We start from the raw sequence: 25,675 nt of genomic DNA, 5'->3' as shown, positions 1-25,675 counted from the left end.
TGTCAACCCTTCTATATCCGGGCCGTTTCGCGGTCCTGTGCGGTGGGGTCCGAGGACTGCGCCGAAGGCTCGCGGCGCAACGGTCGCGTCAGGGATCCGATGATCGAGAAGCGGCCCTGCTTCTTGTTGTAGACATCCAGGGCGACGGCGCCGAGCAGGAACAGACCCTTGATGATCTGGACCATGTCGGAGCCGGTTCCGGTCAGTTGCAGACCGTTGTTGAGCACGGCCATCACGAGACCGCCGACGATCGAGCCGCCGACCGTACCGAGACCGCCGGAGACCGCCGCGCCCCCGATGAACACCGCGGCGATCGCGTCCAGCTCCCAGCTGAGACCGTCCTGCGGGCCCGAGGCCGCGGACCGGGCCACGAAGATCATGCCGGCCAGCGCGGCCAGGATCGACATGTTCATCATGACCATGAAATTGACCCGGCGCAGTTTCACGCCGGACAGCTCGGCGGCCCGGGAGTTGCCGCCGACCGCATAGATGTGCCGGCCGCCCGCGGTGTTGCGGGTGTAGTACGAGTACGCGATCACCAGGACGGCCAGGATGATGCCGGAGATCGGAAAGCTGGTGCCGATCCGGCCGCCGGCGAACCGCAGCGTGGCGAAGACGATCACCGCGACCATCACCACGATCCGGATGACGGAGATCCACAGTGGCGCGGGCTCCGCGCCCTCCATCTGCTTACGGACCTGACGGGAGCGCAGCTCACGCCAGATCACCGCCGCACAGGCGAGCAGTCCGAGCAGCAGGGTCAGGTTGTTGTAGCCGGTGTCCGGCCCGGCCTCGGGCAGATAGCCGGCACCGATCTCGCGGAAGCCCGGCGGCACCGGTACCGTGTCGGCGTTGCCGATGTACTGGTTGCCGCCGCGGAACAGCAGCATGCCGGCGAGGGTGACGATGAAGGCCGGGATGCCGACGTACGCCACCCAGAAGCCCTGCCAGGCGCCGATCAGCGCGCCGACGGCCAGGCCGAGCAGGATCCCGGCCGGCCACGGGACGTCGTGCTGGCTGATCGCCTTGGCGACCACGATGCCGGTGAACGCGGCCACCGAGCCGACCGAGAGGTCGATGTGACCGGCCACGATCACCATCAGCATGCCGATGGAGAGCACCGAGATGTACGCGTACTGCTGGGTCAGGGCGATCAGGTTGCCCGACTGGAGGGTGAGCCCGCCGGTGCTGATCTGGAAGTAGAGGATGATCCCGACCAGCGTGGCGATCATGACGAACTGGCGGGCGTTCGAGGTCGTACCCCCGAAGAGGTTCTTCTGCAGTTCTTTTGTCCGACTCATGGCGTGGCCAGCTTCTTGGTGGAGGTCATCTGCTTCATCAGGAGTTCCGGGTCGGCGTCGCGCCGCGCGATCTCGCCGGTGATGGTGCCCTCGAAGACCGTGTAGATCCGGTCGCAGAGCCCGATCAGCTCGGGCAGTTCGGAGGAGATCACGATGACGCCCCGGCCCTCCGAGGCCAGGCGCTGGATGATCCCGTAGATCTCGTACTTGGCGCCGACGTCGATGCCGCGGGTCGGTTCGTCGAGGATGAGCAGGTCGGGGTCGGTGAACATCCACTTCGCCAGCACGACCTTCTGCTGGTTGCCGCCGGAGAGCTTGGTGACGCCCTCGTCCACGCTGGGCGTCTTGATCCGCAGGTTCCGGCGGTACTCCTCGGCCGCGTGGTACTCCGCGGCCTCGTCGATCACCCCGTTCCGGGTGATCTTCGAGAGCTTCGCGGCGACGACCGAGGTCTTGACGTCGTCGAGCAGGTTCAGGCCGACCGCCTTGCGGTCCTCGCTGACGTACGCCAGCCCGTGCGCGATCGCGTCGGCCACGGACCGCAGCTGGATCTCCCGGCCGTCCTTGAACACGCGTCCGCCCAGGTAGACACCGTAGGAGCGGCCGAACAGGCTCATCGCCAGCTCGGTGCGCCCGGCCCCCATCAGGCCGGCGAACCCGACGATCTCGCCGCGGCGCACGGTGAAGCTGGAGTTCTTGCAGACCAACCGCTCGGCGGAGATCGGGTGCCGGACCGTCCAGTCGCGCACCTCGAAGAACACCTCGCCGATGCTCGGCTCGTGCTCCGGGAAACGGCTGCCCAGGTCACGGCCGACCATCCCGCGTACGATCCGGTCCTCGTCGGCGCCCTCCCCGGCGACATCGATCGTCTCGATGGTCCGGCCGTCCCGCAGAATGGTGATCGAATCGGCAATCGCCTCGATCTCGTTCAGCTTGTGCGAAATCATGATCGAGGTGATGCCGCGTTTCTTGAAACCGCGCAGCAGATCGAGAAGATGCCGCGAGTCGGTCTCGTTCAGCGCCGCGGTCGGCTCGTCCAGAATGAGCAGCTGCACGTCCTTGGCGAACGCCTTCGCGATCTCCACCAATTGCTGCTTGCCGACCCCGATGTCCTTGACCAGGGTGTCCGGGTCCTCGTTCAGCCCGACCATCGCGAGCAGTTTCAGCACGTGGCTGTTGGCCGCCTTCCAGTCGATGCGACCGAAGCGGCGGGGCTCGTTGCCCAGGAAGATGTTCTCGGTGATCGACATCCCCGGGACCAGAGCGAGTTCCTGGTGGATGATCACGATCCCGGCGTGCTCGCTGGCCCGGATGTCGGAGAACCTGGTCTCGGCGCCGCGGTAGACGATCGAGCCCTCGTACGACCCGTACGGATGGACGCCGCTGAGCACCTTCATCAAGGTCGACTTGCCGGCGCCGTTCTCACCGCAGATCGCGTGGATCTCCCCGTCCCGGACGCTCAGGTTCACATCGGACAGCGCCGTGACGCCGGGGAAGGTCTTGGTGATCGACCGCATCTCCAGCAGTGGCGGAGCACTCATGCCGCCACCTCGGCTGCGCTCCGGCGTCGACATGAGCCAACCGATTCGCTCGCAAGCTCGCTCATAGCGCCACCTCTGCTGCATTCCGGCGTCGACATGAGTCATTCACTGAGCTGGCCGAGTGGCTCGCAAGCTCGCTCATGCCGCCTCCCAACAGGCATTTCACAAAGATCAACTTCGATGAGTCCGGCGTTTCCAGACTGTAAATCTTATTTATTTACTAAGTCAACGGGTCGATGGCATCATGGTCGGCATCGATCTCGTAACGCGCTCGAAACGCGTCACGGAAGCAGACCGGGAGGCGCTTCTCCGGTGCGGCGAACAGGAACCAACCTACCCAAAGTCGGTCAGTACAACCGGGCCGTCGTCCTCGATCAGATCCAGCTTGCCGACGGCATCAGCCGGGTCGAGATCGCCGAACTGACCGGCCTCACCCCACAGACCGTGTCCGGCATCGTCCGCCGCCTGATCGGCGAGGGCATCGTCCGCGAGGACGGCGCGACGGTCTCCAACGGCGGCAAGCCCCGCACCCTGCTGCGCGTCAACGCCGGCGCCGGCCTCGCGGTCGGCGTCCACTTCGACCCGTCCCAACTGTCCTGCGTGGTCGCCGACCTGCTCGGCCACCCACTGGCCAAACTCCAGCAACCGGTCCGGCCCGGCGCCGGCCCGGCCGAGGTCGTCGAAGCGGTTGCGCACCTGGTCAGCGCGGTGCTGGCCAGGGCCGACGTACCGGTCGACCGGGTGCTCGGGCTCGGCATCGCCACCCCCGGACCGATCGACCAGACGCTCGGCGCCCTGGTCGGACCCCCACAACTGCCCGGATGGACCCGGGTGCCGCTCAAGGAGATGCTGGCCTCGGCCACCGGGCTGCCGGTCACCCTGGACAACGACGCCACCGCGGCCGCGATCGGCGAGTGCTGGGCCGGAGCGGGCCGCGGGGTGGCCGACTTCGCCTACTTCTTCTTCGGCGCCGGAGTCGGCGGCGGCCTCATCCTCGGCCACCAGGTGCACCGGGGCGGTTCGATGAACGCCGCCGAGTTCGGCCACCAGTCCGTCCAGCCCGACGGCCCACCCTGCTACTGCGGCAACCACGGCTGCCTGGAAACCCTGATCAGCCCGAAGGCCCTGGTCACCGCCACCGGGCTGGAGGATTACGAGGCCGTCCGCCGAGCCGCGACCGCCGGCGACCCGGTCGCCACCGCCGCCGTCGAGGCCGCCGCCGCACACCTGGCCACAGCCGTGGTCAACGTCGCCAACATCCTCGACATCGACCTGGTCGTCCTCGGCGGCCACGGCCTGCGCCACCTCGAGGACCACTTCCGCGACGCGGTCGCCCACGCCCTGGCGACCCGCCCACTGGCCCGCGGCATCCACCCGGTCCGGGTCGAGGTCTCCCCACTGGGCGCCGACGCCGCCGTGGTGGGGGCGGCCGCCCTGGTCCTGCACACAACGTACGCACCCCAGGTCGCCGACCTGTTGTCCCTCTGATCCGCGCCACCCGCGGCCGGCTCGCCCCCTCCGACCCGCGCCTCACCACCGCCCCCTTAAAACCACCAACCCCAACCCGCACCCCACCACCAACCCCTCAAACCACCAACCCCAACCCACCACCCGACCCACACCCCACCATCGACCCCACAAACCACCAACCCCAACCCACCACCCGACTCCGACCCACGCCCCACCACCACCAACCCTCTTAAACCATCTATTCAGTACGATTTACGGAGTCCCCGAACCGGGCTACAAGCCGAGTCGCGTGCCGGTCTCGCGCGACGTCCGCGCGCCCCAAGGCAGCAGCCGCGCCAGCTGGACCCCGGCGGTGGCCGAACGTTGACCGCGTTGGCGCCAACGTCGAGCCGTGGTCGCACCGCCTCGCCGGCCCGGCGGAGGCTCGGTGGGCACCGCACCAGCTGATCTCGGCAACCAAGATCGCCAACCCGGGTGAGTGCCTCGGGTGAGGAATTCGCAAGTGCGACCCCGATCGCGGCATGAGTGATTCTCATCCCCCTTGATCCAGCATTTATTCAGCCTTGCCTGGAACCCCCGGCATGGAGGCGAAATTCTTCGGCCGTCCACCCGCTGTATCGCCTAGAAATTTTCATTCACCGAAATGACAAGGTGATCCACTATTGGCAGATCAGGGTGGCCGCGAAGGATGATTCATACATGCGGCAGCTACAGTTGTTCACCACGGCCCAGCTGTCCACCATGCGGGACAGAACCAAACGCCGCAACTACTCCGCCGAGGCCGACGAGTTCCGCCGCGAGCACGAAAAGCGCCGCGCCTGGGGACTGACACAACGCCACGCCCGCAAATTGCACCGCGTCTACGGCCACATCCCCGCCGACGAGGAAATAAAAGCCAGGTGGAACGAGCGAATCGCTGCGGCATCCACATGCCGAAGACCCGAACCGGATCCACCGCCGAACTCGGAAGCGGCCATCGCCAAGCCGCCACACCCCGAAGCAGCCATCGCCAAGCCGCCACACCCCGAAACGGCCACCGCCCAACCGCCACACCCCGAAACGGCCACCGCCCAGCCGCCACACCCCGAAACGGCCACCGCCCAACCGCCACACCCCGAAACGGCCACCGCCCAACCGGCGCCGTCAAGCATCGCAGCCAGCACGACCGCGCCGTACTCGTCGCCAGACTGCGAGCCGCGAGTGTCCATGCGGGCGGCAAATGCCGCAGCGTGCCCAGCCGGACCAGATACCACCGCAGGATTCGATGACCCGACTGTCAACCCCGAGCCGACGTGCGAAACAGCACCCACACCTGGACAGGCGGTTACCACCCGATTCGCTGAAAATGGACCGAAGCCCGCTCCAGAAACTTATATAAAATCGCCGGAAAGGCAACCCAGAAGGCGCCGTAAACCTGGCGAATGCTCGCGCACGGCGCATCAAACGCCAGGAAGAGATTACCGCTTCGAGCACACCCGGACAGCGAATTGTCGACGCCCCCGGAGAAGTCGCACCGGACGGGATCCGCCCACATGTCCGAGACTGCTCGACATCTAGCCGATACTTCGCGCCGACCGTTACCGGAGCGTCGAGCCGCGTCGCGTTCTAATCGCAACTTATATACAGGTGGCACGACCGCAGTCCAGCCAGGATTTGGTCGAGGTGGCCGGCGGTGTAGCTCTCTCATCGGCTGCCCACCGATTGTTGGTGTGGCTCAGATTTGGCGTGCTTTCCGCCGGTCACCGTGGCGCGGAGAGGCTCCAGAGGGGACTGCCCACCTCGAAATAGCGCTGCCCTCCTCGCCGGATTCACCCCGGTTCGATCGAGGAAGTGGCAGGCACGGGACGGGGCATCATCGGCATGGATCCGCATAAACGGTTCGCGACCATCGAGGTCATCAACGACCGCCCCCTGCCCGCTCGTGCAATATTCTCCCGACACTTGTCGGATGGCAGTCGGGGAGGCCGCGCGATGCACACCGAAGGAACCGGGTTGGAACCGGCCGATTGGCCCGAGAGGCCCAGAAGCCGTCCGCCGGTCGAGTGGGACCCGGACCTGGACCGGGACCAACGAGACGAGCTCAGTGGGTTCGCGGTTGCCTCCCTGGTCTTCGGCCTGATCGGTGGACTGCTGTTCAGCCTGGTCTTCGGCGTCGCCGCCCTGGTGAAGATCAAGCAGACCGGTCAGCGAGGCAAGGGTCTCGCCGTCGCCGGCCTGGTGCTCACCGGGGTCTGGCTGGTCGTGATCGCCCTCGTCTACGGCGTCAACCGCTACGTCGCGCACCGCGCCCAGGACATGGTGTCGCTGCAGATCGGCCAGTGCTTCGACCCGCCGGCGGCGGACGGGGACGACGCGTTCGTGCCCGGACCGATCACGACGCTCCCGTGCACTCAGCCGCACCGGGCCGAGATGGCCGGCTGGTTGAGCTTCGCGGAGCGGCCCGGCGGTGACGTCGGCGGGTACCCGGGCGCCGCCGCGCTCGTCCAGCGCGCCGAGACCGGTTGTCCCCTGTTGACTCGCAACCACGTCCTCGACCCGTTGTCGTTGCCGCCCGACGTCCACCCTCGCTGGTACGTCCCGCGCGACTCGGAGTGGGTGCGCGGAAGTCACGACATCACGTGTCTCCTCGTGGCGGACCGATCGCCGTTGAGCCGCCCGCTCCGCGAGAACGCCGCGGTCGTGAACGCCGACCAGCTCCGCTTCCTGCTGGCGATCCGCGACTGCGCCGAGCTCACGACGCGGATCGACGCGCTGCGCGCGGGCGGCCCGTCCGCCGACCTGGGTAAGGCCACGAAGGAGATCGCCCTCTCGTGGTCGAACATGGAGCTGGAGTTGCGGGTCGGGCCGTGGCCGAGCGCGGCGCAGCCGGCGATGGACCAGCTCATCGCGGACGTCGCCGCCGCGCGGCCGCTGTGGCAGGAGGCCGCCGCCGCGACCGGCGACGACGACCTGCGCGATCGGGTCCAGCGGGCGCGGCAGCTCGGCAGCCCCGAGCACATCCTGGCGGCACGCCGTGCCCTGCGACTGTCGACGACCCAGGGCGAGCCGCTGCCCGGATCGTAGTGACGGGAAGGATCCCCGCGGCCGGACGGTGCCGTGGGGATCCTCGCCGAACCCGCTCATCCACGAATCGCCGCGATCGCGGGCCCCTTCGTGGCACGGCGTGCGGCGCCGAGCATCGCCGCGGTGGTCAGGGCGACCGCGATCGTGACGACCACGACGTACGGCAGGGGGCTCTGCTCCGGCCGGAGGCCACCGACCCGCGCCGAGGTGAACGGCAGGATCGTGAAGAGCGAGGCCACGGTGCCACCGAGCACGCCGGTGACCGTCGCCAGCAGACCTTCGAGGGCCACCATCGCCAGCAGACCGGGCCGGGTGGAACCGGCGAGCCGCTGCTGGGCGAACTCGCGGCGGCGGGCGGCTGTCGCCGCGATCAGCGTGTTGACCAGCATGACCGCGACGAAGAGCGTCACCATGCCGACGACCACGTAGTTCAGGGTCTTGATGTCCTGGGCGTAGTCCGGCTGGATCTGACCCCGCGCGGCGCTGTTCTCCACCGCCTGCATGTAGACCGTCCCGGTGGCCAGGCCGGTGAACATCACCACCGGCATCACCGCGCCGGCGAGCGGACGGGACCGCACCCCGAGCACCGCCAGCTCCCCCGCCGCGCCCACCCGTCGCACCAACGGGGCGAACACCGCTGTGACAAGGCCCGACAGCTCCGGTGCGAGCAACGCGATCCCGATCGCCGCCCAGATCCCGGCCTGCCCGGCGGTCTGCATCGCGTCGATGCCCTTGCCGTCCATCAGCGTCGCGGTCAGCACCGCGCAGTTCGTCCCGACGATCAGGAAGAGCGCCGCGGCGATCCGGCGGGCGCGCGGCCGCGACCGCTTCGAAACCGATCGGGAGGTACGCCGGACCGCCGCGACCGCCGCCACGAGCGAGCCCACCAGCGTCACCCCGAAGCCGACGATCCACATGACCGGCCCGAACGCGCTCACCACCGGCGACGCCACCTGCCCGGTGTTCTTCAACAGGTCCAGCAGCACACCGCCGAGGAGCATCCCGAACGGGATCGCGGCCACCGAGGCGGCCACCGCGACCACCACCGCCTCGCCGACGATCATGCGGCGCAGCTGCGGGCCGGTCGCCCCGACCCGGCGCAGCAGCTCCAGCTGCTCGGCACGCTGACGGATCGACAGGCTCAGCGTCGAGGTGACCGCGAACGCCACGATGACCAGGCACCAGCCGCCCCCGATCCCGGCGGTGGTGGTCAGCGACTCGGCGCTGGCGGGGTCCGCACCGGCGGCCGCGTCGATCAGGGACGCGAACGCCATCAGCAGCGTCGCGCCGAGGAATGCGGAGAGAAACGTGGCGACGAACCCGCCGGGCCGGTGCCGCAGGCCACGCAGCGCGACGGCGATCATGCCGGCACCCCCGCTGAACTCACCGACACGCTCGCATGCTCGCTCATGCCGGCACCCCCGTGAGGTCGCCGAGGTGCGCCAGCCGCTCCGCGACGGCGTCGGCGGTGGGCGCGGTCAGCGACCCGGCCAGGCGGCCGTCGGCCAGGAACAGCACCGAGTCCGCGTACGCCGCGGCCATCGGATCGTGGGTGACCATGACGACGGTGCGGCCGTGCTCCCGCACCACCGAGCGCAGCAGGGTGAGCACCTCTCGGGCGCTGCGCAGGTCGAGCGCCCCGGTCGGCTCGTCGGCGAAGATCACCGCCGGTTCGGTGAGCAGCGCCCGGGCGACCGCGACCCGCTGCCGCTGCCCGCCGGAGAGCTGGTCGGGCCGCTGCTCCAGCCGGTCGCCGAGACCGAGCCGGTCGAGGATCGCCCGGCCGCGCTCGCGGTCGGCACGGCGGCCGGCCAGCCGCAGCGGCAGCTGCACGTTCTGCTCCACGGTCAGTGCGGGAAGCAGGTTGTAGTCCTGGAAGACGAAGCCGACCCGCTCGCGGCGGAACCTCGTCATGGCCGTGTCGGTGGTCGCGGTCAGTTCCGTGCCGCCGATGAACACCCGCCCGCCGGTGGGCCGGTCCAGGCCGGCGGCGCAGTGCAGCAGGGTGCTCTTGCCGGAGCCGGACGGGCCCATCACCGCCGTGAAGGTGCCGTCGGCGAAGGCGGCGGTGACGCCATCGAGGGCGGTCACCGCGTTGTCGTAGGTCTTGTAGAGCGATTCGAGTCGTACTGCCTCAGCCATGAATACACCGTACGAGCGCACTAGTTGCAGAACGGTAGTGCTGGCACCCCTATTCACCTGGTGCACTAGCCTGTGGTGCACTAGTGCGATGGAGGAACCGGTCTACAAACGGATCGCCGGCGAACTGGCCGCCCGGATCACCTCGGGCGAGCTGGCCCCGGGCACCCGGATCCCGTCGACGCGGCAGATCATGGCCGCGCACGGGGTGGCGATGGCGACCGCCACCAGGGTCATCACGCACCTGCGCGAGCAGGGCCTGGTCGCCGCGCAGCCCGGGATCGGCACGGTGGTTACGGGCGGGCCTTCCCTCGTACCGGAAAATGATCGTGACCGGATCGTCCGGACCGCGATCGGCATCGCCGATGCCGAAGGTCTCGGCGGGCTGTCCATGCGCCGCCTCGCCGGCGCCCTGCGCATGCCGACCATGTCGCTCTACCGGTACGTCGCGGACAAGGACGAGCTGGTCCTGCTGATGATGGACCAGGCGATGGCGGAGCATCCGCCCCCGCCACACCTCACCCCCGGCCGCGACGACTGGCGGGTCTGCGTCGAGGGCCTGGCCCGGCTGCAGTGGTCGATGTACCGGCGCCACAAGTGGCTGGCGCAGGCGGTCTCGTTCACCCGGCCGCCGCTGGCGATCCACGCGATGGCGCACACCGAATGGACGATGCGCGCCATCGACGAGCACGGTCTCAGCCCGCGCCTGCAGTTCCAGGTGGCCGTGATGGTGGCCAACCACGTCCGCGGGACCGCGATCAACCTGGAGGCGGAGGCGCAGGCCGAGCAGGAGACCGGGATGACCGACAGCGAGTGGTTCCAGACCCAGGAGAACCGGTTCGCGGCGGTGCTGGCCACCGGCCGGCTGCCGATGATGAGCCGGGTCCTGGCCGACGAGGACTACGAGTTCAATCTGGACATCCTGGTCGAGTTCGGCCTGCAGCGCCTCCTCGACGGCCTGGAGCGGCTAATCCGCTGAGGGCTGCGGCTTCCAGCCCAGGGCCGGCGCCACCTCGGTGGCGATCAGCTCCAGGGCGCGGATCGCGGCGCCCAGCTCCGGGATCCCCGGATTGAACTGGGTGATCAGGTCGGTGGCCAGCGGCAGCACCCGCTCCTGCTGGAACGCGGCGACGATCTCGTCGGGGTGGCCGTAGAAGGCGTGGAAGCGGCGCAGATACTCCTCCAGCGTCTGTCCGGAGGGGAACGTGCCCCGGGAGACGAAGTTCGCGGTGGCGCGCAGCACGCCCTCCTCGATCTGGGTCAGCGCCTCCCGCTTGTCGCGGGCCGGGAAGACGAAGCGGGACAGGCCGATCCGCGGTTGATGCGGGCCGTCCCACGCTTGCAGGTACGCGTCGGCCCAGCCCCGCTGAATCTGGTCGGTCGGCTCGTCGTACCCGTAGGTGGCCCGGTTGAGCAGCAGGTTCGCGCCCGCCTCGGCCGCGTAGCGGGCGCCGGTCGCGCTGAAGACGCCCTGCCAGACCCGGTCGGTGAAGTCGCCGGCGATCGGCGGCTGGATGGTGAACCCGGGGGTGCCGACCTCCTCGCCCGCCAGCGCCCGGCGCAGCACGGCGAAGTGCTCCGTGGTCAGCTCCCGCCGGCGCTCGAAGTCGGCGCCGAACGCGGCGTACTCCTGCGGCCCGGAGCCGCTGCCGACGCCGATCTCGACGCGTCCGCCGCTGAGCGCGTCGACCACCGCGACGTCCTCGGCGAGGCGTACCGGGTGCTCCAGGGGCAGGATGGTGATCGCGGTGGCCAGCCGGATCCGCCTGGTGCGGGCGGCCGCGTGGGCCAGGAACGTCCACGGCGAGGAGAGCCCGCCACCGTGGATCGGCAGGTGGTGCTGGGCCACCCAGCCGACGTCGAAGCCGAGCTCGTCGGCGACCACGAAGAGTTCCTGGGCGTCCCGGTAGGCCTGGGCGAGGTCGCCCCGGCCCTGCACGTGAGTGAGGAAACCGAGCCTGATGGTCATGCGACGCTCCAGCGGTTCGCGGGGATGGGCAGGCCGAGATTGCCGCGCAGGGTGTCCGCCTCGTACTCGGTGCGGAACAGTCCCTCCTCCTGGAGGATCGGAACCACGTCGGCGACGAAGCGTTGCAGGTCGTCGTGGGTGCGGAAGCCGACGTTGAGTCCGTCGAAGGCGCCCGCGGCGAACCACTCGGCGATCGCCGTGGCGACGGTCTTCGGGGCGCCGGTGAACGGGGACGGGCGGTACTCGGTGAACGCCGAGACCGTTTGGCGCAGCGTGAGGTTCTCCTCGCGGGCCCGGCGGATGATCTCGGTGCCGCGGGTGCGGCCGCTCTTCTCGGCCAGGTGGGCGACGTCCGGGAACGGGGCGTCGAGATCGTGCTGGGAGAAGTCGTACGCCCCGAACGACCTGCCGAACTGGGCGAGCTTGCGGTCGAAGTCGTTGTCGGCCTCGAAGATCTCCCGGGACAGCCGATGCGCCTCCTCGTCGGTGCCGGCGACCACCGGCTGGGCGCCGAGGAAGATCAGCACATGGTCGGGATTCCGGCCGGTCCCGGCGGTGCGCCGTTTGATGTCGGAGTAGTAGCTCCTGGCCGCGTCGAGGCTTCCACCTGGGGCGTAGATGCCCTCGGCGACGTGCGCGGCCAGGTTGCGGCCCTCCTCGGAGACCCCGGCCTGGAAGATCACCGGCTGGCCCTGCTCCGACCGGGAGATGTTGAGCGGGCCGGTGACCCGGAAGTGCTCGCCCTCATGGTTCAGCGCGTGCAGCTTCGCCGGGTCGACGAACAGGCCACGCTCGACGTCGGCGGGGAACGCGTCGTCCTCGTACGAGTCCCACAGGCCCCGCACCACCCGGACATGCTCCAGGGCGCGACCGTAGCGGGTGGCGTAGTCCAGATGCTCGTCCAGGCCGTAGTTGCCGGACGTGCCGGAGTCCAGGCTGGTCACCACGTTCCAGCCGGCCCGGCCGTGGCTGATGTGGTCGAGCGAGGCGAACCGGCGGGCCACGTTGAACGGCGAGTTGTACGTCGAGCTGAGCGTCCCGACCAGCCCGATGTGGCGGGTGTGGGTGGCCACCGCGGAGAGCAGGGTGAGCGGTTCGAGGCGGTTGAGGTAGTGCGGCGGGTACGTGGCGTCGATGAACTGGCTGTCCACGATGAACAGCGCGTCGAACCTCGCGTGCTCGGCCGCCTTGGCCTGGGCGATGTACCAGTCGATGTCGATGCTGGCGTTCTTCGGGATCCGCGGGTCCTTCCAGAGGCTGTGCTGGCCGGGGCCCCCGACCCCGTACGCACGCAGTGCCAGCCTGATCTTCCGGGTCGTCATGCCGGAACCACCTTCCGCAGCGTCGGAACCGAACTGATGAGCAACTTGGTGTAGTCGTGCCGGGGCTCGGTGACCACCTGGCGGGTCGGGCCGTCCTCGACGAGTTCGCCCTGGTGGAGGACGGCGATCCGGTCCGCGATCCCGGCCACCGAGCCGAGGTCGTGGGAGATGAACAGCAGCGCGGTGCCGGCGTCGCGCAGCTCCTTGAGCAGCTCCAGGACCCGCACCCGGTTGGCCGAGTCCAGCGCGCTCACCGGCTCGTCGAGCAGGATCAGGCGCGGCTCGGCGGCCAGGGCGCGGGCCACCGCGACCCGCTGCCGCTGGCCGCCGGAGAGCTCCGCGGGCAGCCGGGTGAGCAGCGATTCGTCGAGGCGGACGCGTTCCAGCAGGTGGTTCGGGGAGTCACGCCGGCCCTGCAGGCGCAACGGCTCGGTCAGGGACTCCTCGATGGTGAGGTCGGGGTCGAGGCTGCGCAGCGGGTCCTGGAAGACGTACTGGACGACGCCGCGCCGGCGGAAGGACCGCCATTGCCGTTGGTTGAAGCGGGTCACGTCCTCGCCGTCGATGACGATCCGGCCCCGTGAGACCGGGAGCAGGCCGAGGACGGCACGGGCCAGGGTGGACTTGCCGGAGCCGGTCTCGCCGATCACCCCGACCGTCTCGCCCGCCCCGATGGAGAGGTCGACGCCGCGCAGGGCGTGCAGCCGGCCCGTCCGCCGCCGGTAGTGCACGTGCAGGTCACTGATCTCAAGAAGCGACAAGGTACCGCTCCAATCCGTACGCCTCGTGCTCCTCGATCAGCAGCCGGGTGTACTCGTGCCGGGGTTGATGCAGGACCTGCTCGACCCTCCCCTGCTCGACCACCTCGCCGGCCCGCATCACCAGCACCCGCTCGCAGAGCTGGGCGACCACCGCGAGATCGTGGGAGACCACGACCAGCGCCAGACCGGTGTCGCGGCGCAGGTCGGCGAGCAGGTCGAGGATCTCGGCCTGCACGGTCACGTCGAGCGCGGTGGTGGCCTCGTCGGCGATGAGCACCCGTGGTTCGGCCGCGATCGCCGCGGCGATTAGGGAGCGTTGCAGCATGCCGCCGGAGAGCTCGTGCGGGTACTGGCCGTAGACGACGGCCGGGTCGCGCAGCCGGACCGCGGCGAGAAGCTCGATCGCCCGTTCCCTCGCCGCCCGCCGCTTGGCTCCGCGCTTGACCCGGATCACCTCGGCGATCTGTGAGCCGACGGTCAGCGACGGGTTCAGGTAGGACGCCGGGTCCTGGAAGACCGCACTGATGGTCGTGCCGCGCAGGGCGGTCCACTGCCGGCGGGTGAGGCCGGCGACGTCCTGGCCGTCGAGGCGGATCCGCCCGTCCGAGACGACGAAGTGCTCCGGCAGGATGCCGAGGGCCGCCCGGCAGGTCAGCGTCTTGCCGCTGCCCGACTCGCCGACGATCCCGACGACCCCACCGGGCTGCAGCGCGAAGGAGACTCCGTGGACCAGCTCGCGGCCGTCCGCGTCGTTGCGGATCCGGACGTTCTCCAGCTCAAGAATGGACATGTCGCCTCCGTACCGCTCGGGAGTTGAGCAGGGCCCGGCCGGCTTCCCCGGAGACGTCCCGGATCGCGTCGGCGAGCAGGTTGCAGGCCCAGACCGTGGCCATGATCAGCGCGGTCGGCACCAGCGGCGCCCACGGCCGGAAACTCAGGTAGCCGAGGTCCGCGGCGAGCACCCCGCCCCAGGTCGGCGCCGGTGGCTGCACCCCGATGCCGAGGAAGGTCAGGCTGGACACCACGACGAAGCCGACGCCGGCGGTGTTGGCCAGGGCGACCGCGATCGGCGGCAGCACCTTGACCCAGACGTGCCGGCGGACCACCCAGCCGATCGAGGCGCCGGAGATGATCGCCGCCTCGACGTACGGCGACCGGGCCACCGACAGGGTCGCGGCCCGCGACACCCGGTAGAACAGCGGCGAGATCAGGATCCCGACGGTGAGCATGGCCTGCGGGATGCCGTTGCCCAGCAGCGCGGTCACGGCCACCGCGAAGACCAGGAACGGCAGCGCGATCAGGGTGTCGGCGAGCCGCAGCGTGAACCACTCGAAGACGGTGCCGAGGTAGACGCTGAGGATCCCGGGGATCACCCCGGCGACCAGCGCGACCAGGGCCACCTGCACCGAGCCGAGCACGCTGACCCGGGATCCGTCGAGCAGCCGGCTGAGCACGTCACGGCCCAGGTAGTCGGTGCCGAGCCAGTGCGAGCCGGACGGCGCCGCGAGCACGTCGACGCCGCCCTCGAGGGGGTCGTGCGGCGCGAGCAGCGGGCCGAGGACGGCCAGCAGCACGATGAACGTCAGGATGCCGGCGGCGATCCGGCCGCTGGCCAGGCTCAGGACGCGGCGCAGCACGTCATACCCCTCTCGCCGAGGCCGGCGTGACCCGGACCAGGATCACGTTGACCAGCAGGTTGAAGACCACGACCAGGACCACCGAGACGACCAGCACGCCCTGCACGGCCGGCACGTCACCGCGCTGCGCGGAGTCCGCGGCGAACTTGCCGAACCCGGCCATCCCGAAGATCGACTCGGTGACCACGGCGCCGCCGAGCAGGTTCGGGAACTTCATGCCGAGCACGGTCAGCGCCGGGCCCATGCCGTTGCGCAGCACGTGCCGCAGGAAGATCCGCCGTGGGCCGAGCCCGCGGACGACCGCGCCGGTCACGTAGTTCTCCCGGTACGCCGCGACCAGCCCGGCCCGCAGCTGCCGGGCCACGTCGGAGACCGTGTCGAAGCTGAGCGCGATCGCCGGCAGGACCAGGTGCGCCAGCCAGACGCCCAGCCCCCGCTCCGCCGGCACGTAGCCGGCGGAGGGGAACCAGCCCAGCCCGACCGCGAAGACCACGACCAGGACGATGCCGACCACGAACGACGGCATGACCGAGATGAACGTCATGAACCCGGTGATCGCCCGGTCCACCCAGGTGGTCCGGCGCACCGCGGCCAGCACGCCGAACCCGAAGCCGAACACCACGCCGAGGACCAGTGCCAGACCGGCCACCGAGAGGCTGACGACCGCGCCCTCGACGAGCAGCCGGCTGATGTCGGCGCCGTTGTACCAGCTGGTGCCGAGCCGGCCGGCGAGCAGGTCGCCGAACCAGTCCAGGTACTGGGTGAGGAACGGCCGGTCCAGGCCCCACTGGTGCTCGATCTGGGCGACCGCCTCGGGCGTCGCCGACTCGCCGAGCTGCAGGTGGGCCGGGGAGAGCCCGCTGAGCGCGCGCAGCGCGAACGTGACGAACGTGGCGACCAGGAAGACCGGTACGAAGATCGCGACCGACCGCGCGAAACCGCTCAGCAGGCGCCTGGTCATGCCGCCACCTCCGCGCCGGCCGATTCGCTCGCGGGCTCGCTCATGACCCGACCGTCAGTCCGGTCCAGTGGATCTGACCCGGGATGGGTGTCAGGGCGGAGACCTTCTTGCTCTTCACGAAGAGGTTCGGCTGCGAGTAGGTGAAGACCAGCGCCCTGCTCTCCAGCCCGGCCCGGGTCGCGGCCCGCAGGTTCGCCTGGTAGTCCGGCGAGTTCAGCGGGGTCTGGCGGGCCTTGGCGACGGCGGCCTGGAAGCCCGCCGGCTGGTACGGCGTGCTCAGGTTCAGCGGCCCGTTCGGACCGAAGTGCGCGGTCAGGGTCTGCACCGGCGACTCCCGGCCGGTGGTGCCGTAGAGCGAGAGGGCCAGATCCTTGGCGAAGAACGGGGTGGCCCAGTTCGGGTCGACCTTGATGGTCGCCGTGACGCCGATCGCGCCGAGCTGCGCCTGGACGATCTCCGCGGCCGTGGACTGGGCCGGGATGACCAGGTCGACCTTGATCGCGCCGGGCTGGTAGCCGGCCTCGGCGAGCAGCTGCTTGGCCTTCGCCACGTCGTAGGGGTACCTGTTCGCCGACTGCGGGTCGTAGGCCAGGTACCCGGCCGGGAACGGCTGGTCGGTCGACTCGCCGTACCCGAAAGTGACCTTGTCGACGAATTCCTGGCGGTTGATCGCGAACCGCACCGCGTCGACCACCCTGGGGTCGTCGAACGGCTTCTTGTTGACGTTGATGCTGACGTTCGAGGCGTTGAAACCGGGCTGCTGGACCACGTCGAGGCCGGCCGCCTGCGCCGCCTTGACCTGGCTCGGCGTGAGGTTGGCCAGGTCGTAGACGCCGGTCTGCACGCCCGAGACGATGGTCGCCTCCTCCGGCGCGGCCAGCAGCTCGACCCGGTCGATGTGGATGTTCGCGGCGTCCCAGTAGTCCGGGTTCTTCTTCAGGTGCACGTGCGAGCCGGGCACGTTCTCGGTGACCACGAACGGGCCGGCACCGACCGGCGACTGGTCCAGCTTCTTCGGGTCCTGTGCCGCCTTCGGGCTGGTGATCTGCGCGACCCGCTCGCCGAGCAGCAGCGGGATCTGGTAGTCGACCTGGGTCAGGTCGATCACCACGTCGGTGTCGCTCCCGGCGTTCACCGACTTGATCGAGGTGAGGTCGCCGAAGAGCGCGGAGTCCTTCTGGGTCTTGGCGCGTTCCAGGTAAGCCTTGACCGCCGCGGCGTTCAGCGGCTCGCCGTCGCTGAACTTGAGGTTCGGGCGCAGGTGGAAGGTGACCTGGTCGCCCTTGGCGTTGTAGTCCCAGCTGCTCGCGAGGCTGGGCACCGCCTCACCCTTCTCGTTGATCTCGGTCAGCGAGGCGTAGGCCAGCGACAGGATCCGGAACTGGGCGCCACTGCCGCTGACCACCGGGTCCCAGTGCGCCGGCAGGGTGACGGCCCAGCGCAGGGTGGGCCCGGTGCCGTCGGCGCCGGTGGCGCCCGCGGCGCAACCGGTGAGGGCGAGGGTGAGCGCGGCGGCCGCGGCCACCCATTTCGTACGTCTCATCGTGGTGCCTCTCAGTCGACCAGGGCGGCGGTGTGGATGTTCCGGGGAATCGGCAGGCCGAGGTTGCCGCGCAGCGTGGTGGACTCGTACTCGGTGCGGGCCACACCGCGCTCGCGCAGGATCGGCAGCACCTCGTCGGTGAAGCGGGCGAACTCGCTGGGCACGGTGACGGTCACGTTGACGCCGTCGAAGGCACCGGCCTCGAACCACTTCTGGATCTCGTTCGCCACGGTCAGCGGTGACCCGACGAACGGTGAGCGGCGCGACTCGATGCTGTGCCGCACGACCTGCCGCAGTGTGAAGCCGTTGTCGGCGGCGAGCTTCTTGATCCGTTCGGCCTGGGTACGGAAGCTGCGGTCACCGAGGTCACCCAGGTCGGGGAAGGGCGCGTCGAGGTCGTACCGGCTGAAGTCGTGCCAGCCGAACGGGCGGCCCAGTTCCTTCAGCGCGCGGTCGAAGTCCTTGCCACCGACCAGTTCGGCCTCCTTGGCCCTCGCCTCCTCGTCGGTGGCCGCGATGATCGGGCTGATCCCGGGCACGATCAGGATCTGTTCCGGGTCGCGGCCCTTCGCGGCGGCGCGAGCCCGGAGGTCGGCGGCGAACGCCCGCCCCTGCTCGATCGTCTGGGCGTGCGTGAAGATCGCCTCGGCGATGCTCGCGCCCAGGTCGCGGCCCTCGTCGGAGTCGCCGGCCTGGAAGATCACCGGCTGCCCCTGCGGGCTGCGCTGCAGGTTCAGCGGGCCGACCACGGAGAAGTGCTCGCCGCTGTGGTTGAGCGGGTGCTGCTTGGACCTGTCGAAGAAGACGCCGCGCTCCTTGTCGCGGGGGAAGGCGTCGTCCTCGTACGAGTCCCACAGGCCCTGCACCACCCGCACGTGCTCGAGCGCGCGGCCGTACCGGGTGGTGTAGTCGTAGTGCTCGGCCCGCCCGTAGTTGCCGGCCGTCCCGCCGTCACCGGTGGCCACCACGTTCCATCCGGCCCGGCCGCCGCTGATCACGTCCAGTGAGGCCAGCCGCCGGGCGATGTTGAACGGGTCGTTGTACGACGTGGTCAGCGTCCCGACCAGCCCGATGTGGCTGGTGTGCACGGCGACCGCGGAGAGCAGGGTGAGCGGCTCGAGCCGGTTCAGGTAGTGGTTCGGCGAGTCCGGGGTGATGAACTGGCTGTCCACGATGAACACGTGGTCGAACTTCGCGGCCTCGGCCTGCTGAGCACGGGCGATGTACCAGCGGATGTCGACACTGGCGTCGCCGGGTATCTCCGGGTTCAGCCAGGTGTGATGCTGGCCCGGCCCGCCGACGCCGAGCAGGACGGCGCCGAGCTTCAGGGTTCTCTGGGTCATGGGCGAGTCTCATTTCCGGCAGGCGGCATCGCTGCGTTTTCATCGGGGGATTCGGTGGCTTCAGCATCACCGTGAGTGCGCGCGACTGTCCAACGAGAGATCGTGATGCGAGCCATCACCACGACTAATCAATTCCTAGTAAGCTGATAGGCATGAGTCGTTATCTCGACATTGCGCCGCTGCGTAGCCTGGTTGCCGTCGCGGATTGCGGCGGATTTCAGCGAGCCGCGACGGTCCTGCACCTGAGCCAGGGAGCGGTCAGCCAGCACGTGCGCCGGCTGGAGTCGACCCTGGGCCGCACCCTGGTCGAGCGCGAGGGTCGCGGCTCCCGCTTCACCGCCGACGGCGAGGCGCTGCTGCTGCACGCCAGACGGCTGCTCACCGTGCACGACGAGACTCTGGACGCCTTCGGCATGACGACCGCGCGCACCCTGTCGATCGGCTCCACCGAACACGCCGCCGCTCAACTGCTGCCCAGCCTCACCAGCTCCCTGACCGGCACGTTCCCGCAGCACCGCATCCGGTTCCGGATCGACCGCGGCACCCAGCTGCGCACCGCCCTCCAGGACGGCCGGATCGACGTGGCGCTGCTGCTCGGCCCGGCCGAGGACGCCGAGGCGCGAACCGTCGGCGAGCTTCGCCTGGCCTGGTACTCGGCACCACAGTGGAGGCCGCCTGCCACCGGCGAACCGGTCCCACTGGTCGCCATCGACGCGCCCTGCGCGCTGCGTACCCGAGCCCTGGAGACCCTCGCCGCGCACGGCCTGGCGGCCGAGGTCGGCAGCGAGGCCGCACACCTGGCCGGGGTTCAAGCCGCGGTCCGCGCCGGGCTCGGCGTCGGCCTGATGGCCACTCAGGGCCAGTGCCCGGAGGGCCTCACCGAACGGGACGACCTGCCCCGGCCGCGCCCGATCGCCCTCTCCGTGCAGCCCCGCCGCGGCCTGCGGCCGGACCTGCTCACCGGCACCGCCACGGCCCTGCACAAAATCCTACTCGCGCAGTAGGATCACCGGCCATGAGCAACGAGGACGCCTTCCACCAGCGCTTACATCACGTCGCGTCGAGCGCGCTGAGCCCGGACACCGCCCAGACCAGCGGCATGCGCCGGGTCGAGGCGATCAGCGGTAACACCGTCGGCAGCCGGAACCTCTGGATGGGCCAGACCCACGTCGCCGCCGCCACCGCCTCCGGCAACCACCACCACGGCGCCTCCGAGACCGCGATCTACGTGGTGAAGGGGAACCCGTCCTTCGTCTTCCTGGACGAGGAGCACGGCGAGATCCGGCTCGACACCAAGCCGGGTGACTACATCTACGTACCCCCGTGGGTCCCGCACCGCGAGGAGAACCCCGACCCGGAGAACGAGGCGGTCGTGGTGATCTCCCGCACCACCCAGGAGGCCATCGTCGTCAACGTCGACGACCTCAAGTGGATCGGCCCGGTCGCGGTCGCCGGGTCCTGACCCTTTCGGAAACGCCCCACGCGCCTCGGCCCACCCCTGAAAACCAGCTGACCCAACGCGGTACGACCCGGTTGCGGCGCCGGCGCGACCGGCGGGCAACCGGGCCCGCCGCACTGTCCGGCCAGGTAGGCTGCGATCACGGTGGGGTCGAGGACGGCGCCGTTCGGCGAGCGGACTTCAGGTCGATTAATCCATAAAATCCATAGGATTAATCTGATTACCGAGGGCGATGAATGTCATGGATCACCCCAAAAGCGCTCAGACCACGACGAGCAGGGGCCGACTGATAGGCATGAGACTCGGTGACATAAGTGTCGGTAAACGCCTCGGCACGTCCTACCTGATCCTGACCGCGCTAATCATCACCTCCGCCGGCACCGGCTGGTGGGGCATCCGGCAACAGACCAACGCCGAGAAGGATCTCGCCAAGATCGAGTTGGTCAAAGCGGACATCCAGGACGCGAAGTACGCCGCCTCGGATGTGACCGGCTGGCAGGGCTTGATGGTGGCGGACGTGGGCGCCTACGGATTCGCGCAGGCGACCGGTAAGGAGGGCTACAACCGCGAGGGTGAGTTGAAGTCCAAGGCCGCCATCTACGCCGGCCTCCAGGACGCCCACACGGCCGACATGACCGAGTCCGAACGGGCCGAGTTCGCCAAGCTCAAGCCGGCCTGGGACGACTTCTTCGTCTGGGACGAGACCATCATGAAGTGGCTGTCGGAGGACACCCGGGCCTCCCGCGCGAAGGCGATGGACAGCATCAACGGCGGCGAGGCGTCCGCGGCTTACGGAAAAGTCCTGGACATCACCGCGGCCCTGGACGAGTCGGTCGACGCCCGGGGCAACGCGCTGCACGAGCGGATCGAGGATGTCCGCACCGCGGCCCTGCGGCTGCTCGCCATCGCCCTCGTCCTCGCCGTGATCCTCGCGGTGCTGATGGGTTTCTGGGTCACCCGCTCGGTGATCGGTCCCCTGACCAGGGTCGTCGCGGCCCTCAAGCGACTCGCCGACCGGGACCTGACCGTTCGCGTCGATCTGAACCGCGGCGACGAACTCGGCGCCCTCGGCGACGCCGTGAACCGTACCGCCACGTCGCTGCGCGAGACGATGTCGGACATCGCCGGGCACGCCGGCACGGTCTCCACGGCCTCCAGTGAACTGTCCGACGTATCCGCCCGGATCGCCGCCGCCAGCAGCGAGGTGGACAGCCAGGCCAGCGCCGTCGCGACCTCGGCCGACCACGTCTCCGGCAACGTGCAGACCCTGCAGGCCGGCAGCACCGAGATGACCCTGGCGATCGACGAGATCGCGCACAACGCCGGCGAGGCCGCCTCGGTGGCCGGCGAGGCGGTGGGCGCGGTCGAGCGCACCAACCACACCGTCGGCAAGCTCGGCGCGTCGTCCGCCGAGATCGGCAAGGTGGTCGCGATGATCACCTCGATCGCGGAGCAGACCAACCTGCTCGCGCTCAACGCGACAATCGAGGCGGCCCGCGCCGGCGAACTGGGCAAGGGCTTCGCGGTCGTCGCCGGCGAGGTCAAGGAGTTGTCGCAGGAGACCGCCAAGGCGACCGAGGAGATCGGCCGGCTGGTCGAGGCGATCCAGGCCGATTCCTCGGAGGCCGCCGACGCGATCGGTCAGATCGGCGACGTGGTGTCCCGGATCAGCTCCTTCCAGACCCTGATCGCGGCGGCCGTCGAGGAGCAGACCGCCACGACCAGCGAGATGGGCCGCAACGTCACCGAGGTGGCGGACAGCAGCGCGACCATCGCCAGCAGCATCACCGGGGTCGCGGCCGCGGTCGGCACCACCACCAACGTGGTCAAGCAGGCCCAGCAGAACGCCGCCAACCTGGCTCGCACCAGCAGCGAGCTGCACGACCTGGTCGCCGGGTTCAAGCTCTGAACGGCGCCGGCAAGCCATCAACCGATCACATCGCCCTGCCTCCCGAACTCGGTGAGGCAGGGCGTTTCACTTTGTACCGGCACGGCGGGGAACGCGTCGTCGATGAGCCCTCTGTTGCGCCGCGCCAGCCCCGCGAGGAGATCCGCGAGCTGGACGCGCGGGTCGTGGCGGGAATCGGCCATCACCAGCCCGGCCAAGGGCGACACTCCGTCCGGCAGTGATCCGGTGCCGGCCAGCGCCCGCTGCAGACGGGTCAGCCGGCCCGCGGTGAGCGCGCTCTGCTCGTCATGCACGACCAGCACCTGCCGGTGCCCGCCGCTCCAGGTCAGGACCGTCTCCGCCAGCGCCGGCAGCATCGGCTCCAGCGGCGGCGGGATCGACCGGTCGTCGTCGTCCAGCCTGGTCATCACCGCCCCCACCCGGCCGGGATCGAGCGCGACCAGGACCGGATCGACGGCCCCGGCCCGCAGCAGCGCGTCCCGCGCCCGGAAGAACCGGTCGAGCGTCGCGCGACCCGGCTGTCGCCGTTTCATCCGGACCAGGTCGACGAAGGCGGCCAGGAAGACGTCCCAGTCGCCGCCGGCCGCCCGGCCGGCTCGGTGCAGGGCGAGCGCCGCCGCCCGCTGGCCCTGGGTCAGGCGGGTACCGGCCGCGTAGGACGGCTCGGCGACCAGCAGGTCGACGATCCGGGTGACGAGGAAGAACTCCTTGTCGACGAGGTGGACGCGGGCGCGACCGGCCAGCTCGGTGACGAGCGCCTCGCCCGCGCCGGGCCGGCGGAGCAGCCGCCCGGACTTCAGCTCGTCCGGCGAGCAGCGGAATCTGGACCGCAGCCCGGCTATCAGCCCGATCGCCTCGTCCCGGTCCAGGTCTACGCTCGCGTGCGTGATCACCGGGCTGGCCGCGTGCAGCAGGTTGGTACCCGAGAATCCGGACTCGTCACAGGCGATCTCCACCACGGGGCCGACCGCCGCCTGTGCCGGCAACAGTCCACCCTGAAGCAGCCGATCCCCCATCATGCGGACCATGCTCATCCGTGTGCCGTTCTCCGGACAACCCCAAATCGCCCGGGCGGTGGCGTGGCGCAGAATCGGTGGGTGAGCTTTCACGGGTGGCCGGCCGAGGCGCTGGAGTTCTACGAGGGACTCGGCGCGGACAATTCAAAGACGTACTGGACGAAGCACCTGGAGTTCTACGAGACCCGGGTGCGCGGGCCGATGCTGGAGCTGCTCGCCGAGCTGGAGCCGGAGTTCGGCCCGGGCAAGATCTTCCGGCCGTACCGGGACGTGCGGTTCAGCAAGGACAAGTCGCCGTACAAGACCCACCTCGGCGCGTGGCTGGAGGGCGGCGGCTACCTCCAGCTCTCCGCGGAGGGCCTGGCCGCCGGGTCCGGTTACTACCAGATGGACTCCGGACAGCTCGACCGGTTCCGCCGCGCGGTCGCCAACGATGTCGCCGGCGGCCGGCTCCTGAGCGTGATCGCGGAGATGGCGAAGGCCGGCATCGGTGTCGTCGGCCGGGACACCCTGAAGACCGCGCCCCGCGGATACCCGAAGGACCATCCGCGGATCGAGCTGCTGCGCCACAAGGGCCTGATCACCTGGACCGAATGGGAGCCGGCCGCCTGGCTGGGCACCGCCGCCGCGAAGACCAGGATCGTCGGCTTCCTCCGCGGCGGCCTCCCGCTCCGCCACTGGCTCGACGACAACGTCGGCCCGCCGTCCGCGTGAGGAAACCGTTTTAGGACAACGCCTGGCCGCAATCGACGACAGGGTGTTCTCATGTCACTCGAGATCGCACGCGAGGTTCAGTTCACCTTCGACTGCGCCGACCCGGCCCGCCTCTCGGCGTTCTGGGCGGAAGCGCTCGGCTATCAGATGCAGCCGCCACCGCCCCCGTTCGAGTCGTGGGAGCAGGCCCTCGACGCGTGGAACGTCCCGCCGGAGCGGCGCAACGACGCCTCCGCCTCGGTCGACCCCAAGGGCGCCGGCCCCCGGCTGTTCTTTCAGCGGGTGCCGGAGGGCAAGGTGGCCAAGAACCGGGTGCACCTGGACGTGCGGGCCGCGCCCGGCCTCACCGGCGCGGAGCGGATGGCGGCGCTGGAGTCGGAGGCCGGGCGGCTCGTCGCGCTCGGCGCCACCCGCCTGCACCGGGAGGACCCGGCGCCGCCGCTCGCGGCCGGGCACATCGTCATGGCCGACCCCGAGGGCAACGAGTTCTGCCTGGACTGATCGCTGCACCGAACCGGGAGCCGACGGTCATGAATCGTCGGCCGTGGCTCCGTGTACGACCGCGTCGCCCAGCGGGCTGCGGGAGTAGAGCACCGAGCGTCCGGAGCGGGCCCGGTCGACCAGCCCCGCCCGGTGCAGCACCGCGAGGTGGTCGCCGACCGCGCCGGTCGCCAGCCCGAAGACCGCCGCCAGATGGGTGGTGCTGGCCGCCTCCCCCAGCGCGGTCAGCAACTGGGCGCGGCTGCGGCCCAGCAGCGCCGCCAGGGCGTCCGGGACCACGGGCGGCGACGGTTCGAACAGGGCGCCGACCCCGCGCACCGGATACACGATCGCTTTCGGCCACGGGTCGTCGCCATAGACGGCCGTGCCGGGCCAGATCGTCACCGACGGGACCAGCAGCAGGCCCGCTCCCCCGAGGGTGCCGAACGAGCCGCGGTGCGCGGCCAGCTCGACGCCGCCGTCGCGCCAGCGCACCCTCGGGCCGAGGCCGGCCAGCGCCGCCGCCCAGCCGGCCCGGCCCAGTTCGGCCGAGCGGTGCAGCACGTCGCGCTCGCACACCGCCCGGATCGGCGGCCACTCCGGCGCCAGCACCGACGACCAGGCTCTCTCCAGGAAGTCGGCGAGCCGGTCGAGCACCGTGTCGGCGTACAGGATGGATCTGGTCGCGGCCGTGACGCGGCGCCGGGCCAGATAGAAGTCGATCTCCTCGCGGGCCGCCACGAGCGGCCAGGCGCGGATCGCGGCCAGGTCCCGCTCGATGGTCTGCCCCATGCCGCGCGGCGGTGGCGAATAGAAGTTCGCCCCCGAGCGGGTGGTCTTCAACGCCAGGACCGCGGTCAGGCAGGGATCCGTCCGCACCCGATCAAAACCGGACCGGAACCGTGCCAGCCAGGTCTCCGGAAACCCCGGCGCGGGCGAGGCCAGCGCCCGCAGGAGGTTCTGCAGCTCGAAGATCGGCGACACCGCGAACCTGGTCCGCAGCAGGTCCTCCGCGCCCACCTCGATCCGCATCACGCGTGCGACGTT

At 70.0% G+C, this 25,675-nt stretch carries 22 protein-coding genes; 8 read left to right on the top strand and 14 right to left on the bottom strand.

Annotated features, from left to right (window positions below):
• Positions 1-11: 11 nt before the first annotated feature.
• On the bottom strand, positions 12-1,301 hold the full coding sequence (mmsB, locus tag CHC09_RS21405; protein WP_089294920.1) for a multiple monosaccharide ABC transporter permease: 1,290 nt from the start codon (positions 1,299-1,301) through the stop codon (positions 12-14).
• Positions 1,298-2,842: a multiple monosaccharide ABC transporter ATP-binding protein gene (gene mmsA, locus CHC09_RS21400; RefSeq protein ID WP_089294919.1), complete on the bottom strand. Its 1,545-nt coding sequence runs from the start codon at positions 2,840-2,842 to the stop codon at positions 1,298-1,300. The genes mmsB and mmsA overlap by 4 nt, the downstream gene beginning before the upstream one ends.
• Positions 2,843-3,154: 312 nt before the next feature.
• On the opposite strand from mmsA, the gene CHC09_RS21395 reads away from it, so the two are divergent.
• Both CHC09_RS21395 and CHC09_RS21390 read left to right on the top strand, forming a co-directional pair.
• Positions 3,155-4,330, top strand: coding sequence for an ROK family transcriptional regulator (locus CHC09_RS21395; RefSeq protein WP_089294918.1), 1,176 nt, complete (start codon positions 3,155-3,157; stop codon positions 4,328-4,330).
• 1,953 nt (positions 4,331-6,283) lie between these two features.
• The gene (locus CHC09_RS21390) at positions 6,284-7,375 is read left to right on the top strand and encodes a DUF4190 domain-containing protein (protein ID WP_179277211.1); all 1,092 of its coding nucleotides are present in this window, start codon (positions 6,284-6,286) and stop codon (positions 7,373-7,375) included.
• Positions 7,376-7,431: 56 nt separating this feature from the next.
• On the opposite strand, the gene CHC09_RS21385 is transcribed toward CHC09_RS21390, so the two are convergent.
• On the bottom strand, positions 7,432-8,739 hold the full coding sequence (locus tag CHC09_RS21385) for an FtsX-like permease family protein (RefSeq protein WP_089294916.1): 1,308 nt from the start codon (positions 8,737-8,739) through the stop codon (positions 7,432-7,434).
• Positions 8,740-8,782: 43 nt separating this feature from the next.
• Entirely contained in the window at positions 8,783-9,517 is a 735-nt protein-coding gene (locus tag CHC09_RS21380) for an ABC transporter ATP-binding protein (RefSeq protein WP_089294966.1), read from the bottom strand.
• Between the two features lie 88 nt (positions 9,518-9,605).
• On the opposite strand from CHC09_RS21380, the gene CHC09_RS21375 reads away from it, so the two are divergent.
• Positions 9,606-10,493 carry a TetR/AcrR family transcriptional regulator C-terminal domain-containing protein gene (locus tag CHC09_RS21375; RefSeq protein ID WP_089294915.1) on the top strand — a complete coding sequence of 296 codons (888 nt, stop codon included), beginning with the start codon at positions 9,606-9,608 and terminating at the stop codon, positions 10,491-10,493.
• Here the strand turns inward: CHC09_RS21375 and CHC09_RS21370 are convergent.
• From CHC09_RS21370 to CHC09_RS21335, 8 genes are read right to left on the bottom strand one after another with little or no spacing between them, the layout of a single operon-like run.
• The gene (locus tag CHC09_RS21370) at positions 10,482-11,483 is read right to left on the bottom strand and encodes an LLM class flavin-dependent oxidoreductase (protein WP_089294914.1); all 1,002 of its coding nucleotides are present in this window, start codon (positions 11,481-11,483) and stop codon (positions 10,482-10,484) included. The two genes, CHC09_RS21375 and CHC09_RS21370, sit on opposite strands and share 12 nt — an antisense overlap.
• Positions 11,480-12,805: an NtaA/DmoA family FMN-dependent monooxygenase gene (locus CHC09_RS21365; RefSeq protein ID WP_089294913.1), complete on the bottom strand. Its 1,326-nt coding sequence runs from the start codon at positions 12,803-12,805 to the stop codon at positions 11,480-11,482. The genes CHC09_RS21370 and CHC09_RS21365 overlap by 4 nt, the downstream gene beginning before the upstream one ends.
• Entirely contained in the window at positions 12,802-13,566 is a 765-nt protein-coding gene (locus CHC09_RS47725) for an ABC transporter ATP-binding protein (RefSeq protein ID WP_089294912.1), read from the bottom strand. Before CHC09_RS47725 ends, CHC09_RS21365 begins: the two co-directional genes overlap by 4 nt.
• Positions 13,553-14,356, bottom strand: coding sequence for an ABC transporter ATP-binding protein (locus tag CHC09_RS47720; RefSeq protein ID WP_089294911.1), 804 nt, complete (start codon positions 14,354-14,356; stop codon positions 13,553-13,555). Before CHC09_RS47720 ends, CHC09_RS47725 begins: the two co-directional genes overlap by 14 nt.
• On the bottom strand, positions 14,343-15,203 hold the full coding sequence (locus CHC09_RS21350) for an ABC transporter permease (RefSeq protein WP_089294910.1): 861 nt from the start codon (positions 15,201-15,203) through the stop codon (positions 14,343-14,345). Before CHC09_RS21350 ends, CHC09_RS47720 begins: the two co-directional genes overlap by 14 nt.
• Before the next feature lies 1 nt (position 15,204).
• Positions 15,205-16,164, bottom strand: a complete 960-nt coding sequence (locus tag CHC09_RS21345) for an ABC transporter permease (protein ID WP_089294909.1) — start codon at positions 16,162-16,164, stop codon at positions 15,205-15,207.
• Between the two features lie 40 nt (positions 16,165-16,204).
• Positions 16,205-17,707, bottom strand: a complete 1,503-nt coding sequence (locus CHC09_RS21340) for an ABC transporter substrate-binding protein (protein ID WP_089294908.1) — start codon at positions 17,705-17,707, stop codon at positions 16,205-16,207.
• A gap of 11 nt (positions 17,708-17,718) precedes the next feature.
• The gene (locus CHC09_RS21335; RefSeq protein WP_089294907.1) at positions 17,719-19,050 is read right to left on the bottom strand and encodes an NtaA/DmoA family FMN-dependent monooxygenase; all 1,332 of its coding nucleotides are present in this window, start codon (positions 19,048-19,050) and stop codon (positions 17,719-17,721) included.
• Between the two features lie 152 nt (positions 19,051-19,202).
• Here CHC09_RS21335 and CHC09_RS21330 point away from each other — a divergent pair, with 152 nt between their 5' ends.
• The 3 genes from CHC09_RS21330 to CHC09_RS21320 all read left to right on the top strand — a co-directional run bounded on the left by CHC09_RS21330 (position 19,203) and on the right by CHC09_RS21320 (position 22,418).
• Positions 19,203-20,054, top strand: coding sequence for a LysR substrate-binding domain-containing protein (locus CHC09_RS21330; RefSeq protein ID WP_089294906.1), 852 nt, complete (start codon positions 19,203-19,205; stop codon positions 20,052-20,054).
• Positions 20,055-20,065: 11 nt separating this feature from the next.
• Positions 20,066-20,512: a cupin domain-containing protein gene (locus tag CHC09_RS21325; protein WP_089294905.1), complete on the top strand. Its 447-nt coding sequence runs from the start codon at positions 20,066-20,068 to the stop codon at positions 20,510-20,512.
• 292 nt (positions 20,513-20,804) lie between these two features.
• Positions 20,805-22,418 carry a methyl-accepting chemotaxis protein gene (locus CHC09_RS21320; RefSeq protein ID WP_089294904.1) on the top strand — a complete coding sequence of 538 codons (1,614 nt, stop codon included), beginning with the start codon at positions 20,805-20,807 and terminating at the stop codon, positions 22,416-22,418.
• A gap of 17 nt (positions 22,419-22,435) precedes the next feature.
• Here the strand turns inward: CHC09_RS21320 and CHC09_RS21315 are convergent, their stop codons facing one another.
• A complete protein-coding gene (locus CHC09_RS21315) occupies positions 22,436-23,437 on the bottom strand; it encodes a hypothetical protein (RefSeq protein ID WP_143232449.1) in 1,002 nt (333 codons plus the stop codon).
• A 78-nt stretch (positions 23,438-23,515) separates the two neighbouring features.
• Between CHC09_RS21315 and CHC09_RS21310 the strand changes: the two genes are divergently transcribed.
• Both CHC09_RS21310 and CHC09_RS21305 read left to right on the top strand, forming a co-directional pair.
• Positions 23,516-24,148 (top strand): DUF2461 domain-containing protein, encoded by a 633-nt coding sequence (locus tag CHC09_RS21310; RefSeq protein WP_239138881.1) that lies wholly within the window; start codon positions 23,516-23,518, stop codon positions 24,146-24,148.
• A 51-nt stretch (positions 24,149-24,199) separates the two neighbouring features.
• Positions 24,200-24,649 carry a VOC family protein gene (locus CHC09_RS21305; RefSeq protein WP_203833423.1) on the top strand — a complete coding sequence of 150 codons (450 nt, stop codon included), beginning with the start codon at positions 24,200-24,202 and terminating at the stop codon, positions 24,647-24,649.
• 27 nt (positions 24,650-24,676) lie between these two features.
• Here the strand turns inward: CHC09_RS21305 and CHC09_RS21300 are convergent, their stop codons facing one another.
• Positions 24,677-25,660 (bottom strand): ArsR/SmtB family transcription factor, encoded by a 984-nt coding sequence (locus CHC09_RS21300; RefSeq protein WP_239138882.1) that lies wholly within the window; start codon positions 25,658-25,660, stop codon positions 24,677-24,679.
• Between the last annotated feature and the right edge of the window lie 15 nt (positions 25,661-25,675).

It is taken from the genome of Actinoplanes regularis (genome assembly GCF_900188005.1).
Classification (GTDB): Bacteria; Actinomycetota; Actinomycetes; order Mycobacteriales; family Micromonosporaceae; genus Actinoplanes; species Actinoplanes regularis.
This window is presented reverse-complemented; position numbering and strand designations above follow the sequence as displayed.

Bases quoted from the DNA above. Each gene is read 5' to 3' on its own strand.
- mmsB (WP_089294920.1), bottom strand. From the start codon at position 1,301: ATGAGTCGGACAAAAGAACTGCAGAAGAACCTCTTCGGGGGTACGACC.
- mmsA (WP_089294919.1), bottom strand. From the start codon at position 2,842: ATGAGTGCTCCGCCACTGCTGGAGATGCGGTCGATCACCAAGACCTTC.
- CHC09_RS21390 (WP_179277211.1), top strand. From the start codon at position 6,284: ATGCACACCGAAGGAACCGGGTTGGAACCGGCCGATTGGCCCGAGAGG.
- CHC09_RS21385 (WP_089294916.1), bottom strand. From the start codon at position 8,739: ATGATCGCCGTCGCGCTGCGTGGCCTGCGGCACCGGCCCGGCGGGTTC.
- CHC09_RS21380 (WP_089294966.1), bottom strand. From the start codon at position 9,517: ATGGCTGAGGCAGTACGACTCGAATCGCTCTACAAGACCTACGACAAC.
- CHC09_RS21375 (WP_089294915.1), top strand. From the start codon at position 9,606: ATGGAGGAACCGGTCTACAAACGGATCGCCGGCGAACTGGCCGCCCGG.
- CHC09_RS21370 (WP_089294914.1), bottom strand. From the start codon at position 11,483: ATGACCATCAGGCTCGGTTTCCTCACTCACGTGCAGGGCCGGGGCGAC.
- CHC09_RS21365 (WP_089294913.1), bottom strand. From the start codon at position 12,805: ATGACGACCCGGAAGATCAGGCTGGCACTGCGTGCGTACGGGGTCGGG.
- CHC09_RS47720 (WP_089294911.1), bottom strand. From the start codon at position 14,356: ATGTCCATTCTTGAGCTGGAGAACGTCCGGATCCGCAACGACGCGGAC.
- CHC09_RS21345 (WP_089294909.1), bottom strand. From the start codon at position 16,164: ATGACCAGGCGCCTGCTGAGCGGTTTCGCGCGGTCGGTCGCGATCTTC.
- CHC09_RS21340 (WP_089294908.1), bottom strand. From the start codon at position 17,707: ATGAGACGTACGAAATGGGTGGCCGCGGCCGCCGCGCTCACCCTCGCC.
- CHC09_RS21335 (WP_089294907.1), bottom strand. From the start codon at position 19,050: ATGACCCAGAGAACCCTGAAGCTCGGCGCCGTCCTGCTCGGCGTCGGC.
- CHC09_RS21330 (WP_089294906.1), top strand. From the start codon at position 19,203: ATGAGTCGTTATCTCGACATTGCGCCGCTGCGTAGCCTGGTTGCCGTC.
- CHC09_RS21325 (WP_089294905.1), top strand. From the start codon at position 20,066: ATGAGCAACGAGGACGCCTTCCACCAGCGCTTACATCACGTCGCGTCG.
- CHC09_RS21320 (WP_089294904.1), top strand. From the start codon at position 20,805: ATGAGACTCGGTGACATAAGTGTCGGTAAACGCCTCGGCACGTCCTAC.
- CHC09_RS21315 (WP_143232449.1), bottom strand. From the start codon at position 23,437: ATGATGGGGGATCGGCTGCTTCAGGGTGGACTGTTGCCGGCACAGGCG.
- CHC09_RS21305 (WP_203833423.1), top strand. From the start codon at position 24,200: ATGTCACTCGAGATCGCACGCGAGGTTCAGTTCACCTTCGACTGCGCC.
- CHC09_RS21300 (WP_239138882.1), bottom strand. From the start codon at position 25,660: ATGCGGATCGAGGTGGGCGCGGAGGACCTGCTGCGGACCAGGTTCGCG.